The 17,207-nt window shown below is 47.7% G+C and carries 12 protein-coding genes; 4 read left to right on the forward strand and 8 right to left on the reverse strand.

Going from position 1 to position 17,207, the window contains the following annotated elements; translation table 11 throughout:
* Positions 1 to 32 precede the first annotated feature (32 nt).
* The 7 genes from ACO0KW_RS20025 to ACO0KW_RS20055 form a co-directional block, all read right to left on the reverse strand.
* A complete protein-coding gene (locus tag ACO0KW_RS20025) occupies positions 33 to 416 on the reverse strand; it encodes a hypothetical protein (protein ID WP_423055108.1) in 384 nt (127 codons plus the stop codon).
* 195 nt (positions 417 to 611) lie between these two features.
* Positions 612 to 1,217, reverse strand: a complete 606-nt coding sequence (locus ACO0KW_RS20030) for a DUF2306 domain-containing protein (RefSeq protein ID WP_423055109.1) — start codon at positions 1,215 to 1,217, stop codon at positions 612 to 614.
* A 36-nt stretch (positions 1,218 to 1,253) separates the two neighbouring features.
* Complete coding sequence (locus ACO0KW_RS20035; protein ID WP_423055110.1) at positions 1,254 to 1,691, reverse strand: pyrophosphatase; 438 nt, start codon at positions 1,689 to 1,691, stop codon at positions 1,254 to 1,256.
* A gap of 72 nt (positions 1,692 to 1,763) precedes the next feature.
* Complete coding sequence (locus ACO0KW_RS20040) at positions 1,764 to 2,444, reverse strand: hypothetical protein (RefSeq protein ID WP_423055111.1); 681 nt, start codon at positions 2,442 to 2,444, stop codon at positions 1,764 to 1,766.
* A gap of 140 nt (positions 2,445 to 2,584) precedes the next feature.
* Entirely contained in the window at positions 2,585 to 2,899 is a 315-nt protein-coding gene (gene sugE, locus ACO0KW_RS20045) for a quaternary ammonium compound efflux SMR transporter SugE (RefSeq protein WP_423055112.1), read from the reverse strand.
* A gap of 140 nt (positions 2,900 to 3,039) precedes the next feature.
* A complete protein-coding gene (locus ACO0KW_RS20050) occupies positions 3,040 to 3,561 on the reverse strand; it encodes a GNAT family N-acetyltransferase (RefSeq protein WP_423055113.1) in 522 nt (173 codons plus the stop codon).
* Positions 3,562 to 3,653: 92 nt separating this feature from the next.
* Positions 3,654 to 4,061 carry a hypothetical protein gene (locus tag ACO0KW_RS20055; protein ID WP_423055114.1) on the reverse strand — a complete coding sequence of 136 codons (408 nt, stop codon included), beginning with the start codon at positions 4,059 to 4,061 and terminating at the stop codon, positions 3,654 to 3,656.
* A 221-nt stretch (positions 4,062 to 4,282) separates the two neighbouring features.
* On the opposite strand from ACO0KW_RS20055, the gene ACO0KW_RS20060 reads away from it, so the two are divergent.
* From ACO0KW_RS20060 to ACO0KW_RS20070, 3 genes are all read left to right on the forward strand, one after another.
* Positions 4,283 to 6,319 (forward strand): DUF4910 domain-containing protein, encoded by a 2,037-nt coding sequence (locus ACO0KW_RS20060; protein WP_423055115.1) that lies wholly within the window; start codon positions 4,283 to 4,285, stop codon positions 6,317 to 6,319.
* A gap of 171 nt (positions 6,320 to 6,490) precedes the next feature.
* Complete coding sequence (locus ACO0KW_RS20065; protein ID WP_423055116.1) at positions 6,491 to 7,612, forward strand: SPFH domain-containing protein; 1,122 nt, start codon at positions 6,491 to 6,493, stop codon at positions 7,610 to 7,612.
* A gap of 107 nt (positions 7,613 to 7,719) precedes the next feature.
* Positions 7,720 to 8,802, forward strand: coding sequence for a hypothetical protein (locus ACO0KW_RS20070; RefSeq protein WP_423055117.1), 1,083 nt, complete (start codon positions 7,720 to 7,722; stop codon positions 8,800 to 8,802).
* 266 nt (positions 8,803 to 9,068) lie between these two features.
* On the opposite strand, the gene ACO0KW_RS20075 is transcribed toward ACO0KW_RS20070, so the two are convergent.
* On the reverse strand, positions 9,069 to 14,174 hold the full coding sequence (locus ACO0KW_RS20075) for an alpha-2-macroglobulin family protein (RefSeq protein ID WP_423055118.1): 5,106 nt from the start codon (positions 14,172 to 14,174) through the stop codon (positions 9,069 to 9,071).
* Between the two features lie 353 nt (positions 14,175 to 14,527).
* On the opposite strand from ACO0KW_RS20075, the gene ACO0KW_RS20080 reads away from it, so the two are divergent.
* The gene (locus ACO0KW_RS20080; protein WP_423055119.1) at positions 14,528 to 17,158 is read left to right on the forward strand and encodes a TonB-dependent receptor plug domain-containing protein; all 2,631 of its coding nucleotides are present in this window, start codon (positions 14,528 to 14,530) and stop codon (positions 17,156 to 17,158) included.
* Positions 17,159 to 17,207: the final 49 nt, after the last annotated feature.

Genomic DNA, 17,207 nt, shown 5'->3' on the forward strand with positions numbered 1-17,207 from the left:
AGCCGCGCCCATTGAATCTACAAAATTTAAATTTACTTGGACGCCGGTGCACGCAGCACCATCCATAGCATCATCAATACTCCCGCCAGCACCGCCAAAGAAGAACCTGACAACAGGGGTTCCACTTTATCTTCGGCAACAAAGCGTCCATACAACAGAAATAGTCCCAAGCCAATTCCAACCGCGCCCAAGTGATGCAATACAAACTGCACTCTCGCTAACACTCCAGTCAATCCCACAAGCCACAATTTATGAATGATGGCGTACATCATAGATACAACGAAACCAATCAACAAAATATGTGCATGTGTCACATGCTGACCGTGGTCATGCGTAGCGGCCATGAAGATTCCTAAACACATCCCGATTGCCGCAAAGCCCAAAGCAGATATCAAATATTTTCTATCAAAGCCCATGTCTGTCTCCTTATTTTCTATGCGATGTTTTATCTTAAGGACTTACCTTTTTTACCAGTAAGCGCGCATTAGCTTACGCATGGGCTCGCAGCTTGTCTATCTGAAATCAAGCCACTGTTGCAAAAAAAACCGAAAATTGGAAACGAATACCAGCCTTGTTTCAAATGACGTTCTCGCCTTCAAACCGATAAACAGTTACACCGAAATCGGGCGGTTATATAACCATTCTGCGATCAACAAATTAGGAAGCCAGCATAACCAAGAAATAATCGGATAGGCGATATCGAATGGCCAGCCAAACACCAACGATAAAGGTAAATAAATACGTAAAGTCACCGCGGCTAAGGTGAGCGAAAAATTACGTATCATCCAGCGCTGATGCATCACCACGTCACCATGCCGTATCGCCCAATATGCACGCGCACCAGTATATAACCACAAGACTGCGAGGATACCAAAGCCAAGATTAGAGCCCAGACCACCGTACGCTAGACCTGCCATCAGCAAGCCAGCGACGCCACCGAGCAATACGCCAACACTCAAGTATGCTTTCCCAAGGGCACGATGCCATCGGGGCTTACCAGTCCGTAATTTTTTTGAAAACTGCCACGGGCCAATCAGCAGAGCGAGGCTAGAGGCAAAAATATGCGCATAAACAATCAGGCTGTGATGTTCAAAATTTGCCTTCATGTCTGGATGCACCAAAGCACCCAACGGGAACACGGCATACGCTACAGTGGCGTATCCAGCCACGCCAATGCACAAGATCAACATCAGTCCGTACAGCACCTTCTTTTTCATGCTCTCGTTCATATTTTCCGGGGTTATTTTGAATATCTAGTCTGGGTTCTTGTTGTGCGCAGCGAGCATGGCTTGAATTTTTGGCTCTGGCTTCCAGTAATCCGGTCCTTTCATTACCTTGCCTCGCTCATCATAGATCGGTAAGCCATCAGCACCAAGTTTTGAAAAATTTGATTGCATAATGATCGCTAAAACCTGATCGAGCGGCAAACCAAACTTTGTCATCTCTGAGGCGCAATACACTTGGATATCACCCAATAAATCAGCCAACATCGTCAGCACTTCGAGCGGATCCTTACCTGCATTTTGCGCAGCGATGATCTCATCCATCTCATGTACTTCTTCCATCAAAATATCTTTAAATGCCGCCATCCGCTGCGCAGCTGGAACACCAACCTCTAACGTGGGCACTTGGCTCACCGGTAATTTGTAAATGCCATTGAATTTCTTAATGTCTTCTGCGAATGTACTCATGCCTTTTCACTACCTCTCTTAGTTTGCCTTGACCGGACAATAACACGCGATCTGACCAAATAGAATAAACGATCAGCGCTTTACCCACCACCAGCGCAGAGCCACAAATACAATACCGCCAATTAGCCAACGAAATGCCATCAAAATATCACGCCAAGAATTTTCACCGACACCAGACCAGATTTGTACTTTAATAGATTCAAACTCCAAATTTTCGGCTTTTACCAATTCCAACATGGGTTGAATGGCACGTGACTCTTTAAAACGTGTTGGCTGCGCTGCCTTGGTCATCTCCACGCGCTCACCGGCCTTCACATTCAGTTTTGTCAAACCTGGGAACGATGTCGTACGTGCCCCCTGATCTCCAAAAAACCATCCTGAATTCCACAACGTGATCGCGTCACCGTCCGCTTTTGCTTTGCCCGTGATGGTAACGACCATCGTATACGGACCATTATCCTTGCTAGCGTTTAGGCGTTCACCAACCCAATTTTCTGTGGTGGCCGTTAAGGCTTGATTCGGACTAAGTGCCCGTAAATTTTCTGCAGGTGGTTTAAACGCAGCGAGCTTCGCCAGCTCCTCGCCACTCAGCTGCATTTCAACTTCAAGGCGACGACCATATTCACTCGATACATTTTTACCACGGGCTTGTGTCACAGAGCTAGAAAACACTGTCAGCAACAACGTCAAAATACAGGCGATATTCGTCATTTTTAGACGCGATGGGCGCCGCAAAGCTGGGAGAAAAAACATACTGAAACCGAAGTGAATTTGAGGAATTCGCAGCCTAGCATTACTTACTCATAAAATATAGAGAAATAGACATCGGCGCTACACTCAACAATTTTTATTGCACTTAGCAGCGCAGCAGTGCTAAGACTCAAGCTCATTGCTCAACTGGACAACTTCAACCCTATAATGCCACCCAAAATCAATAGCAGACTCAAAACACGCGCCGCGTTCAATGCCTCGCCAAATAACACGATACCGAGTATAGCTGTACCAATTGCCCCTACGCCTACCCACACGGCATAAGCCGTGCCGACCGGCAAAGACTTCATTGCCAAACCTAGTAAGCTCACACTAATCAACATCGCAAGCGCTGTCCCCACACTTGGCCACAGACGCGTGAAACCATCGGTGTACTTCAACCCTATCGCCCAGACTATTTCGAACAAACCCGCACAGACTAACATCAACCAATTCATACTAATTCCTTTGGACTTTTAATGCAGGGTCGTCCCTGCGTAGGGTAATACCAGCTGGTCGTCCAAACTGGGACGCATTATTTGCCAATCATGCGTCGATCAAATAGGCAAGGTATAAATATGTGTGGGATCTCGACTCTTTAATGATACGAACCATGCATTTGATAAATCAAAAATTCTGCATCGGCAGCGTAGCTTGCCAGTTTTTCCGCTAACAACGTCGACCCTGGTGCTGTTTGAAAACCAAATCGACGCCAATAGCCGGCAGAATTTTGTACTGCCACCAAGCATGCTTGTGCGTATTGCCATTGCGCGCAACGGGCGAAAAAACATTCGATTAAAGCGCGGCCAACGCCGGATTTGCGGGCATTCGGATGCACCGACAAGTCATGCAAATACAAACAATCTGCATGTGTGGGAATATCGCAGTCTGGTGCGTTCAATTCCGGTGGTGCTGTCGAGACCCAGGGAATCGCAATCAGATAGGCAATCACTTCATCTTCCGCCGTCGCCACAAAGCAGCTGCGTGGAGCGGCTACAAGTTTGGCACGCAAAGAGTTCGCGGATTCGGGAATGTCACCGCTGTAACATGCAGCTTGAATTCGCAACACACTCTCTATGTCATTGAGATGCATGGGGCGTATGTCAAATAGGCTCATCATGATTTACTCGTGAAAGGCAAACATCACAAAATATCTTGCAGATAGAAAAAGTATCCTGGCCACGCAGGATTGGTTAATTCAAACTGTTTAGTTCAAGTTCCGCGACGCGCTCGACGCTCACGTAAAATCGTCAAACGTTCGCTAGCAAACTCGACTTCAGCCGGACGCTCACAAGCATGAATCAGCGGCGCATTCACTGAGCCATAAGCAACTACCAAATAGGTCTTACCAGACGCAACGGTGGTACCGCATTCGGCACTACTCAAGGCTGAATACACGACGACAGATTGACCTATCGCACCTTTGAAATTTTCCTGTATATCAAACCGAAAACTTCTTTTTGGAAGCCTTAATGTTGGCAACATACTAGCGCTGACTTTACCGACAAACACCAGACTAGCATCTTGCAAAATAGCATTCACCGCTTGTCGCTCTGCTGGCAAAGTGACTGGGCATGAGCAGGCAATGCCGAGCTGACTCACACTTGAACTAACAATCATACATACCAGAGCAAAGATGTATTTCATAGATGAAATGTTAATTTATTCAGATCAAACTTGCCGCCAAAAAGCCTTAATTTATGCACACAGATACTAACATGCAGCATGCTATATTAGCTGCATATGTTGACCATCTATATTGATTACTTCGTCTAGGCTGACTAGGCATTCCATCGACCTCACCAGTTCGGCACCACCCCACATCTTTTCTGGAGATTAAGTTGAAAACAACCACGCTCATTGCCCAATTGACAGGGCTCAGCATGACACTGAGTATGTTTTTTTCTGCGACGCCAATTCACGCTGAGCAACGTCAGATTGCATTCTGGCCGAATCAAGTACCCGATGCCATTCACGCCAACGTGAATGGTCAAGCGGCGTTGGAGAGCGTGCGCTCCCTAGGGCGCTTTCATCGAGTACATGGTTCACCAAGCTACGCGGCAGCGGCCGAGTGGATGCGTAGCCAGGCGACACAGGCTGGGTTAAGCGAGGTCAAGATAGAATCATTTCCAGCTGACTGGAAAACCCGCTATGCACACTTTCTAAGCTATTTGGGCTGGGATGCCAAGACCGCCAGCTTAGAGGAAGTCACGCCACACACACGTCTGGTTGCACGCTTTCCAGAATCGCCAGTCGCGCTAGCCGACTATAGTCAAACCACCAATGTCTCTGCCGCTTTAGTAGACATCGGTACCGGCAGTTCAGCCAAAGACTTTCTTAATCGTGAGGTGAGAGGTCGCATTGTACTCGCCAGCGGTCCCTTGCCGCTCGTGCATCAACTCGCAGTAGAAGAACGCGGTGCGCTCGGCATCGTGTCGGATTTTCCGAACCAAACGACCGCCTGGTCAGGTGATGATCAAGACTTGGTGCGTTGGGGACATCTGTCGCCCTATCATACAAAAAATACATTTGCCTTTATGCTCTCTAAGCGCCAGGCGCAGGAGTACAGGCAACGTTTGGCAGTTGGCGAAAACATCACTGTGCGCGCAAGCGTTCAAGCGCAAATGCAGCCGGCCAATTTCGACGTGGTATCCGCAATGATCCCCGGCAGCGATCCGCTTGCGGGAGAGGTGATACTCACCGCGCATCTTTGTCATCAGTCTGCGGGCGCGAATGATAATGCCTCAGGCAGCGCGGCAATTTTGGAAGTCGCACGCAGCTTGCAACAAGCCATCCAGCGCGGGCAGATCAGCGCCCCGCGCATGAACATTCGCTTTTTATGGACGCCGGAAATCGCTGGTTCACAGGCGTGGTTATCACGTCATCCAGACATTGCTAAACGCTTGGTTGCGGGCATACACATGGATATGGTCGGTGCCCTGCTAAATACTACCCATTCGACTTTTCATTTATCACGCAGCGCAGCGAGTTTGCCACACGTAATCAATGACATCGGCGAGGCTTTCTTTGATCAAGTGGTCAAAGCTTCCGCTTTATATGCGGAGCGCGGTGGTGATGCTTACGCAGGTTTTGTCACACCGGGTGCATCGCGTGACATGTTCTTAGGCGATGTCAGAGCAATAGAATTGGGCAGCGATCATGAAGTATTTCAGGCTGTGGGTTTTGGCATTCCCATGCTGTATTTTCACGATTGGCCAGATGTGACTATCCACACCAATAAAGATCAGCCAGAAAATCTGGATGCGACTAAACTGGGTCGCGTTGTCTATTTAGGTGCTGCCACCGCCTATACTTTAGCTGCATTGCCAGCGAGTGAAGCACCACGGCTTCTGGCAATCAGTCGCGCGCAAGCGGACAAAGACCTAGCGCAGGCACGTCTGCGTGCGGCACTTACTGACGATGCACGAGAAGCCAGTTTAGCGATTCGCGAAAGCTACGAACAAAGCAAATTACGTTTGCAATCATTCGCGCACTTGTGGCCAACGACCAGCAAAGAAATCGATACGTTGACGAAAAATTTTACGACACACAACATCGTACTACCTGCCGCACTCAAACAAGATCGGCGTATTCCACTACGCAAAACCGATATACGCGGCCCACTCCATGTTTACTACTACGACCATTTGAGTGCGGAACTCAAACAACGAGGCATTCCGCTAATTCCGAATAACATCACCTTGCCAAGTGGAGATAATGAATTAATGGAATATGAAGCCTTTAACTTGGCTGACGGCAAACGTAATCTTTCAGACATCAGCGATATCTTAACGGGGCGATATAGCAATGTGCCTGTTGAATTCGTTCAGGCGTATTTTGAACGCTTGTCCAAGGCTGGAGTGATTTTCTGGAAATAGGACAGGAATAGCAACCCATGGGTGTGAAAATGCAGGCGCAGCACTTGTGGTATTGTGCCAAATAGGCAATACTAAATTATTGAATAAGTTAATTGCGCTAGGCTATCAAGTTTGTAGCACTGACGCACCAAGGTCAATTTCACCGCGATACTACATGAATGGGAGCAAGCTATGGGACTGTGGAATAAATTAAGTAATGAATTCATCGATATTATCGAATGGCTGGACGACAATCCTAACGTGATGGTGCATCGTTTTGAACGCTACCAAAACGAAATCAAGATAGGTGCGAAACTCACCGTACGTGAAGGTCAAGTTGCGATCATGGTCAATGAAGGCCAAATGGGCAAGGGACAAGTGGCAGATATCTTCATGCCTGGCATGTACGATCTCAGCACCGAAAATATGCCTCTCTTAAGCACGATCAAAGGCTGGAAGTACGGCTTTAATAGCCCGTTCAAAGCCGAAGTCTACTTCTTCAAAACCACACGTTTTACCAATTTAAAATGGGGCACCGCGGGTCCGGCGACCATGCGCGATCCAGAATTTGGCGTGGTCCGTGTCACCGCATTTGGCATTTACGGTCTGCGCATTCGAGATGCAAAAACTGTCTTACTCGAATTGGTAGGCACCCAGGCAGACTTCACCATTCAAGACATTGAAGAAAATTTACGCGGCAAAATTGGCTTGCGCATCAAAGAAGTCATGCCAGAAATTGGCGTACCCGTCATCGACTTAGAAAGTAAAGTCAGCATTGTTGGTCAGCGCATACAAGAAAAAATCGCAGGTGATTTTGAACAGTACGGCTTAGAGCTATGCGAAGTCCAAGTTCAAGACATCGGTCTGCCGGAAGAAGTTGAAAAAGCCATTGATCAACAAGGTGCAATGCGCGCCATCGGCAACATGCAACAGTTCGCTCAATATCAAGGCGCACAAGCGCTACGCGATGCGGCACAAAACCCTGGCATGGCTGGCGCGATGATGGGCGTTGGTGTCGGTGGCATGTTAAATCAAAGCATGGGTAATCTGTTTCAAGCGAATGCGGCCCCTTCGCCAGGTGCTGGTGGTACGCCGCCACCGTTACCGGGAGCGATACCCTACTTTGTCGCCATCAACGGCGCACAAGCTGGCCCTTTCGAGCGCGCAAGCTTGCAAACACAAGTTGCTAATGGCACATTGACACGCGACAGCCTAGTCTGGCGTCAAGGCATGGCTGGCTGGGTAAAAGCAGGTGAACAAACAGATTTGCAAGATCTATTTGCAGCGCTGCCGCCCCCGCTGCCGCCACAATAAAACATGTTCAAATTGATCTCACATCGGACAACCATTTCCTGATGTGAGATCAGCCGCAGTTTCAACATTAATTTCGCCATGACCGCCATCGTTTTTTGGAATAGCTTGTGACAACCAAAACTTATCCTTGTACCCAATGCGGTGCCAAACTTGAATTCGCACCGGGTCAATTAGCACTCAAATGTCCGTACTGCGGCAATCAAAATCAGATCGAAGCGGATGAAACCGAACAGGTCATTGCCTACGAAGAATTGGATTATCAAGCTTATTTGAGCAAGCAAGCGGGCAACGAAACGGTAATAGAACAACAAACCGTTAAGTGCACAGGCTGCGGCGCGCAATCGCAATTTGCACAAAACATCGTTTCGGATCGTTGCCCATTTTGCGCAGCCCCGATGATCGCCACCAACGCTTATGCCAAGCGCCAGATTCAACCCAAAGCCATCGCCCCATTCGATATCAAAGAGAGCGAAGCACGTAAGAAATTCAGTGACTGGGTCAACAGCCTATGGTTTGCTCCCAACGCACTCAAACGTGCCTATCGCGCCGAGCGAGGCTTGAAAGGAATTTACACACCGTACTGGACTTATGACGCTGATTCGGACACCACCTATCAAGGACAACGCGGTGTGGATTACACCGTCACGGAAAGCTATGTACAAGACGGCGAAACCAAAACACGTCAGGTCACCAAAACGGATTGGTACCCGGCTGCGGGCGAAGTGCAAGTGAGTTTCGACGATGTCTTAGTGATCGCCTCTAAAACACTACCAAAACAATATGCCGACAATCTGGCGCCGTGGAATTTGAATAAGCTACAAGGCTATCGCGATGATTATGTATCCGGCTTCACGGTAGAAGCCTACCAAGTCGCACTAGAGCCTGGCTTTATCGACGCCAGAACCATCATGGAAGATGCTATACGCAACGCGATTTGCAGCGACATCGGCGGCGACCATCAACGTATTACGTCTATGCAGCCACGCTACTCCAACATCAGCTTCAAACACATTTTGCTACCGATTTGGCTATCGTCCTACAAATACGGCGAGAAGACATATCGCTTTTTGGTAAATGGACAAACAGGTGAAGTACAGGGTGAACGGCCTTACTCGTATTGGAAAATAGCGGGCGCCGTTTTGTTGGCGATTGTTGCGGTAATGGTGGTGATCGCTTTGACGAAGAAGTAGAAAAACTAAACCAAAGTACCTTTTATTTTCACTTAAAAAACTTGAAAATGTGTACCCAGAAACAAGCAGTCCTATGACCTACTCATGACAAACTTAGCGTCTTCATTAGGCGCGATTTTCTTGAAACTCGATATTTTTTAAAGATCGAAAACGAGCACAACTCATACTAGACAGCTTTGCTCGCGCCTGTTTCGACTTTTACTGAAAACTGTCACCTCAAGGTATCCGAACGCTCCCGGATCCTTGAGACATTCTTGTCTGACAGCCTACTTTCCACCACGCGGATCAACTACATTCACAGACTCGGGCGAAGCGCCATAAGCGCGGATTTCTGGTCGGTACATATCTTCGGCGTAGGTACCAGGTACGTGGAATCGTCCCGGCGTGACTACACGTAGCATATAGAACAAATTAATCTTACTGTCGCCCAAGCGCACTGCAGCGACGAAGCGGTCATCGCGGTATTCTTTATGCTTGATGCGTTCATCCGCCATCGCCGCCGCTAAATTAACGCCATCAATACTGAATTCACCGGCTTGTGGGCCTTGTGAAAGATTCAGATTTTCGACTTCTAAACCCGCTGGAATATGATCAACAATCATCGCGTCTTCGATGATTTGTTTGGCGCTGGCAGTGACGCGGGCAATCAGCATATCGCCGACTTTTAAGTTACCGCCCTTCCACGGTTTTCCATCAACGGTGAACCACTTACGTTCGAGGCTGATTTTTTCCGTACTTGGTAATGGCAATTTCAAAGGGAAACCGCTAGCTTCAATTTCCAGCCATAGAGAATTGCTGCCTTTGTTTTCGATACTGATGCCTTTTAAGGCGAGCGCCGGATCAAAGTGGCGGCTGGCGCTATCTTTAGAACTCAACGGGCTGCTGCCATCGGCGGTTTTGAGAACCACACTCCACGGATCAGTGACTGTACCACCGGCGGCGCGTGCAGCTAAGAACAAAGCTATACGCTCTTGGGTGGAATAATAACCACGTGCTTTGCCGAGACGATCCGCTAAACTAATCAATAAGTTCTCCCGTTGCGGATGATTGATTTTGTGACGGGACAATAAGGCATACGCCATTGCTTGGTCACGCACAGCGGTACCATAATCCCCCAGCCAATCCCAATCCCATCCCGCACGTATACCATACGGTTTGCTCATCGCTTCATTGATCGCGACATCCGCACGTTTTTGATCGCCCATGAGACTCAATGCGAGGCCAAGATGAACTAGTGGCAGAGACGACTTTGCACGATCACGATAACTATCATGCAGCAAGCGCAACGATGCCAATGAGGCTTTCTGATCGCGTGCCAGCATATAACCGATGTGAGCAAGCTCGGCAAAACGCTGATGACTATCACGCAGCAAATCGTAATCGCGCCATTCGTAGGCACCGTTTGCATCTGGTTTCAGATTTGCGGGCAATGAAGGAAAATGATTGGCTGCGCCGTTTAGTTTTTCCACCATCCATTTTTGTGCACGCTTATTGATTTCTTCTGGCACATTAAAGCCAGCATCACGTGCGTCGGCAAGAAAGCTGGTGACGTACGGAGTCAGGTAATTTTCATACGCTCCGCTATTCCCATTCCATAAACGGAACCCGCCTTCTGCACCTTGCATACCGGCAATACGACTGATCGCGCCTTCGATGAATTTAGCGCGCTCTTCACGAGTACGTGGTGCCAGGCCGACCGCTTTGGCACTGTCTTCATCGATGAACACATGCGGATACGCAGCACTGGTGGTTTGCTCCAAACACCCGTATGGATAATCGAGTAAGCCTTTGACGATACTGCGCACATTCAAGGGAGGGCGATTCGACATCGTGACGCTCAATGTGGACGAACCGCGATAGAAGCGCTCTATCATATTCACATCAATTTTTTGTGTCGCGCCTGCATCGATACGTATTCGACGCGCATCTTGTTCACGCGGTACCGGTGGTTGAATTTGCAACGCAAATTCGCGATGGATTACGACCGGTTTATCGCCTGCTGTCTTAACGTCGAGACTGATACGTGACAAACCATATGGTTCGGTTGGCTCTATGTTGAAGCGCAGGATATTACGCTGTTTTGGGGTCAACTTAATTGTGCGTTCACCGTCGGCTATTTTCAATAATTTGTCGGCAGATAGCCTTATACTAATACTCTGTTCGCCTTGCATCATATTGGTCACATCGAGCGCTAGTGTCGAGGTATCGCCAGGACCGATAAAGCGTGGCGTGGCCAACTCAGCGACGATAGGGGCGCTGACGATGACTTCCTTGTCGGCACTGCCATAAGCCTCATCGGTAGAAGCGACAACCATCACGCGCAAAGTACCATTGAAATCAGGAATATTCAAAGGCACATCCGCTTCACCTTTGTCATTGAGTTGTACTGGACCAGAGAAAATATCGACCAACTTCACTTTTTTCGGCATGCTCTTAGTATCGCGTTTACCAGCGTCACCACCCCATTTGATTTTTCCCGGGGTTCCATCCATGCGCTCAATTAACTTGCCATAGATGTCCGTCAGCTCAGCACTAAAACGATGTTTGCCGAAGAAAAAATCGAAAGGATCTGGGGTTTTGAAACTCGTGATATTCAGAATACCCACATCCACCGCTGATACCGTCACCATGGCTTTTTTGCCCGCCGCATTTTCCACTTTGACTTTGGCGATCATGCGTTTCTCTGGTTCGACTTGGGCAGGCGTGGTGACGCTGACTTTTAACTTACGTGTTTCACGCGCTAGTGGTAACCATGTCAGGCCGACCGCGCGCGCTGGCGTCACTTTATCGCCTTGACTGCCGGGACGGAAAACCACGGTGGAGACATACATATCCGAGCGATTCCAACTCTTATTGATGGGGATACTGACTGTTGTCCCCTCAGTACTGACCGCAATCCGTTTGCTCCACAATACCTTGTCCGCTTCGACCAACACTAAAGCTTCACCATCATGTGGCGGAATAATTTTGAGCTTGACATCACTCCCTGGTTTAGCTGGCGCACCTTCTAATTGCAATCGCACACGATCCGGGCGATTGCCAACACTTTCACTATCCTGCGCATTCCAACCGGCGTAGAAGAAATAGCGCGCCACCAGATGTGTTTCTGGATCGGTGATTTCCAAACGGTAACGCCCCCACTTCACAGGCACGGTGAGTTTGGCGCGATTCTTCAATTCGAGGGCGCCTGCATGGATAGTTTCTTCACCTTCGGTGTAACCAGAATGCCAGCCACGACCTGCGTCATAACGCCAATAGTATTCACGATCTTCCCGCACCAATTTAAACGGCGCTTGTTTTAACGTCGAAAACTTCCCAGAGGTATTCACGCGGATAATTTCAAATTCAGCCATGCTACCTTCGCGCGCCACATCTTTTTCGAATAAAGGGCGGATACCTATCATGCTGGCGGCTGGCCACCAAACGCGCTCAATCGAGCGCACGACTGGACGGCCACCCGATTCTAATAAACTAAAGGCAGCACGTACTTTAATCGGAGATTTTGCGGTAGCTGTAAATGGCACATTTACTTCCGCTTTACCACTATCGTCAAGACTCGTTTCTGCTAATTCTGCACGACTACGTTCTTTATCATCGGCAAAATCACCGAAGATAAAACCTGGCCAGTCTTTGGCAACCGGATTCTTAAAACGTTCCTGCGCCACACTACCGAGCAGGCGATTGCCCGCCGCAGGTGCACCATATAAATAGTCTCCCTGAGCACCAACATCGAAACTGGCAGCATCTGTTAAAGGTGTTGTTTCCGATTTCAAACTCAACTTCATGCGCTCAGGCAGAAACTCTTCAACTTGGAAAGTGTAAATCGAGTCAGGTCGCTTCGCACTTGGGTCTGCACGGAACTCTAAACTCCAGCGTCCAGTAACAGCATCGGGTGGTAAATCTATCAGGTGTTGCAAATAGCCGGGCGTCTTAGGGTTGGGTTGCCAGATGCTGGAGCTGACCACATCACCGCTGGGTTTCTTTAGATCCACTTTAATCGGTGCCGCAGGCAAGGCTACACCTTCGGCCGAACGCGCCATCAACGAGGCGGTAAATTTTTCTCCCGGACGATACAAATCACGTCCAGACCAGGCAAATAATTTCGCATCGCGTGGTAAATGCCCGCCGATATCAAACTCTGCCAAATCGAGACCCGGCTCTTGCAAGGCTATGATAGAAGTTTCTTTATCCCGCTTAGCTAATAATAATTTAGCGCCATTTGGCAAACCCGGCAAAATCCCGTGTCCCTCACTATCAGTTTTACCGCGCAATAAGACTTTGCCTTGTTCACCTAAGACTTCAATATCAACACTGCCCTGCGCTTTACCGTCTTTGAGTGAAGTGGTGAATACATCGGTTTGTTTCAATTGACGGCGTACATGCAAGCCTATGTCACTGACATAGAAATATGTGACTTGATAATCGTAATCGTAAAAACCTGGTCGGCGCATGACGGCGACATAGATACCAGGTTCTTTAAGTTCGGAGATCTTTTCAACGGGCAAGAAACTAACCTTGCGGCTATTCGCCACTTCATTGGTGACAAAACGATTTTGATAAACGCTTTCGGCAATGCCTTGCAAAGCGTTCAATTGCCAGCCTGAAGTTAAGCCTTTCAACTTATTACGACTTCCGTAGTAATCGTAATAGTCTTCGCCGTCCGATTCTCCCTCGCCTTCACTCTCAGCGCTTTGGGTATGGCGATTTTTGCCAACCACCATATCAATAAATTTTGGCAGTTTTTCTGGCGATACACGTAAAAACTCTACATCCACCTCAGGAATATTCACTGTCACCACCGGCAAGCCACCGTTCAAGCCCGCAGGCAAGACTGTGCCCTTGCTGGCAAAAAAGTAAGACGGTGCCATTTCGTCGCTGACCACTTCGCAGGTCTGGCCCTTATCCAACTTCTTACCGCTACTGGCAATCAACATACCACTCAAATTAATTTGGTATTTATGACCAGCTTTGACAAAGGGAAATAATAAGACATGCGGATTGTCTGACAATATCCAGCCACCTTTGATGATTTCGCTCGGTTTAGATGCCGCATTGCTTGTCGCATCAGACGATTTTGATTTGCTCGAGTCGACTTTTGTACTACCCAGATCAGTCACTTCTATTAACTTATCCAGTGCTTGCTCAGCATCGACGCTTTGCGAAAACATCACTGCCAAAGCAGGCTTGTCGTCGTGCAAACGCGCTAAACAGGAACCCATAGCAAATGGTGCATCGGGATTGGCCACAATCGCATCACCACTGACGGGAACGCTGGTTCTATTTTTTTTAGTCCACCAATATCCTGTACCAGCTGCTGCTACCGCCGCTGACAATAAGACGATGCCTAAGGTTTTCTTAGAGAGATTGGCCATATTGATTTCCCAATTTTGAAGTGAAGTCAATATAGCATTTCAAGCAAGAAAAAAATATACAAAGGTTGGTCCTAATTCAGGTATTTTTTCCATCGACCAAGTGACTTATTTACATGGTTTCTGCATCCCAAAAATGCATGCAAATACAGTAATGAGTTAAAAAATGCAATTTCAAATTGCAATAAAATCATCCAAAAAACAACAAGGTGTTTACCGATATTGCACGTACCAATCACGTCAGGTAGTATGAATCGGCCTATTTTTGCAGGGAAGCAGGGCATACCAGTAGCAACTAAACATTGATTGACATCCCCCTGTCATCAATACATATATAAATCAAATGGGAGCAAGAATTGAAAAATAAATCTACAAAGATCGGCAGTTCGCCGAACAAAGAAATTTTTGTAAAAAGTGCAGTTCAGTTAGCCATCGTATTATTAGCATCAGGCGGCATTGCTAGCGCACAGGATGCAACACCAGCAAAAGCTGGCGAAAAAGCCCAGGAAGTACAACAAGTGGTGGTGACATCCACCGGTACTCGCGGCTCTAACCGCACTGTGATTGATACGCCAGTTCCAGTGGATATTTTGTCAGCGAACGAATTGACGAAAACTGCGCAAGCGTCCCTCGACAAAGCCTTAGCCTTCCGCGTTCCTTCCTTCAATACCGTTCAAACGCCAGTCAATGATGCCACTTCACTGCTCGATCCATACGAAATTCGTAATATGGGTCCTAGCCGTTCGTTGATCTTGATTAACGGTAAGCGTAAAAACTCCAGTGCATTGGTTTACACCCAAACTTCTCCAGGCCGTGGTGAAAGTGGTGCGGATATTTCTGCCATTCCACAAGATGCGATCAAACGTATTGAAGTCTTGCGTGACGGTGCTTCCGCGCAGTACGGCTCTGACGCGATCTCCGGCGTCGTGAATATCATTTTGAAAGACAATGCAGAAGGTACTTCAATTACTGGCCGCACTGGTGTCACGCATGAAGGCGATGGCAAAATGCAAGCCATCAGTATCAACCACGGTATGTCTTTAGGTGATAGCGGCTTCATTAACGCAACTATCGATTTCTCCAAAAATGGCTTGTCTTCACGCTCGGGTATCGTCAGCGCGCGCGGCGAGGCGGCAACTTTCGGCGATGGCCCAAGTACCTTTGCAGCAGATCTGGCCAAGGTCAACACCTTCTTAGCCAAAAAGCCTGACGCAGGCAATATTAATGGTTCACCAGACACTCGTGCTGCGAAGTTCTTGATCAACTCTCGTTATGATTTCGCGGGTGGCGCATCTTTGTATGCAAATGCTGCTTATATCGATAAGAAAATCGACAGCTATGCAAACTATCGCACACCATACTGGCGTCCAACTGACTACGGTCTGTTGCATCCAAGTGGCACTGCGTACGATGGGTATGTACCAGGGTTCTTAGGTAACCTGAAAGATTACAACGCAACTGTTGGTATTAAATTTGACGTTGCTGACTGGACTTCTGACGTTAGCTTGACTTTCGGCGGCAATGAGCAAATGTACACGGTCACGAATTCTGTCAACCGTGGCATGGAAGACGCATACTTGGCAGCCGTTGCAGCTAAAACGACACCGTTGCCACCGCATGGTCAAACTCGATTTGATGCAGGCGGTTCTAAGTTCAATCACACCGTATTCAATGCAGATTTTTCTAAAGAAATTTCCAAAGGCGTCAGTGCCTATTTCGGTACAGAAATTCGCGCTGAACAATACACATTGTTGGCAGGTGAACCTGCGTCGTGGTTGTATTCTGGCGCAGACTCTTATGCAGGCAATACACCAACCAATTCATTCACATCCACGCGTTCTAACTATGGTGTTTATGGTGGAACGATGTTTGACGTGAGCAGCGCTTTGGTTCTCGATGCGACTGCGCGTTTCGAACGCTATAGCGATTTCGGTAATGCTACGATCGGTAAATTAAGCGCGAAATACAAAGTGAACGATGAGATCACTTTGCGTAGCTCTGTTTCCACAGGTTTCCGCGCGCCATCTTTGCATCAGATCTACACACAGAAAACGCAATATTCTTTCTCTGGCGGCTCAATTCAAGTGTCTGGTTTGGCGAGCAATGTTTCTGCAGAAGCGACAGCACTCGGCGTGCCTAAGCTGAAAGCTGAAAAGTCTACTAGCTTCACTTTAGGTTTGGGCTACAAGCCAACTAAAGACACTAGCATGACTTTGGATTACTACAATATTTCGCTCAAAGATCGCATCATTTTGGGTAAAGAAATCAAACCTAGTGGCGATGCAACTGCTGAGTTGGACAAAATCCTGAAAGCAGCCAACATCGTATCTTTGAGCTTCTTCGCAAATGCTTTGGATAGCCAAACATCTGGTATCGATTACGTTTTCAACCAACGCAATATCAAGTTAGGCGACGGTAAGTTGGCATTTAACTGGTCCGGTAACTACTCATTGAAAAATGAGCGTGACGGTGCCGTAAATAATCCTGCTGCGATTGCAAAAGCTGGTCAATCTGTTTTGGACATCACCCAAGAAGCATTGATGTTCACTTCTCGTCCTAAGTTTAAGTCCATCATTGGCTTTGACTATGACATCAGCGACTTCAACTTCTCTTTGAACAACACGGTATTTGGCCCAACCAGATTCAGAAACGCTGATTTGGATCAAAATTTGGAAGTTGTTTTCAAAACGAAGACAGTGTCCGACTTTTCGGTTAACTACCAAATCAATAAGAACATGACTTTGGCTTTCGCGATTAACAATATGTTTAACGTGACACCATCATGGAAATTGCAAGCGGCTGGTGACAAAGCAAAAGGTCAGGCAATCTTGAACAGCACGACTTTGGATTACAGCGGTCGTACACCAACGCAAATTCAATCTGACAACATTACATTTGACCAACGTTATTCTATGGTCACTTATGATGGTTCACATTTCAGCCAATTAGGCCGTATGTACGCACTGTCATTGAACTATCGCTTCTAAGATCCTGACAGATCACTGACATAGAATCTTCTGTGTCAGTCAAAAAGAA

Source organism: Undibacterium sp. Ji22W, assembly GCF_049340305.1.
In the GTDB taxonomy this organism is placed as follows: domain Bacteria; phylum Pseudomonadota; class Gammaproteobacteria; order Burkholderiales; family Burkholderiaceae_D; genus Undibacterium.

Excerpts from the sequence above, each read along its gene's own strand:
- ACO0KW_RS20055 (WP_423055114.1), bottom strand. The coding sequence starts at position 4,061 with ATGATTGTTAGTTCAAGTGTGAGTCAGCTCGGCATTGCCTGCTCATGC.
- ACO0KW_RS20075 (WP_423055118.1), bottom strand. The coding sequence starts at position 14,174 with ATGGCCAATCTCTCTAAGAAAACCTTAGGCATCGTCTTATTGTCAGCG.
- ACO0KW_RS20025 (WP_423055108.1), bottom strand. The coding sequence starts at position 416 with ATGGGCTTTGATAGAAAATATTTGATATCTGCTTTGGGCTTTGCGGCA.
- ACO0KW_RS20040 (WP_423055111.1), bottom strand. The coding sequence starts at position 2,444 with ATGTTTTTTCTCCCAGCTTTGCGGCGCCCATCGCGTCTAAAAATGACG.
- ACO0KW_RS20065 (WP_423055116.1), top strand. The coding sequence starts at position 6,491 with ATGGGACTGTGGAATAAATTAAGTAATGAATTCATCGATATTATCGAA.
- ACO0KW_RS20030 (WP_423055109.1), bottom strand. The coding sequence starts at position 1,217 with ATGAAAAAGAAGGTGCTGTACGGACTGATGTTGATCTTGTGCATTGGC.
- ACO0KW_RS20035 (WP_423055110.1), bottom strand. The coding sequence starts at position 1,691 with ATGAGTACATTCGCAGAAGACATTAAGAAATTCAATGGCATTTACAAA.
- ACO0KW_RS20050 (WP_423055113.1), bottom strand. The coding sequence starts at position 3,561 with ATGATGAGCCTATTTGACATACGCCCCATGCATCTCAATGACATAGAG.
- sugE (WP_423055112.1), bottom strand. The coding sequence starts at position 2,899 with ATGAATTGGTTGATGTTAGTCTGTGCGGGTTTGTTCGAAATAGTCTGG.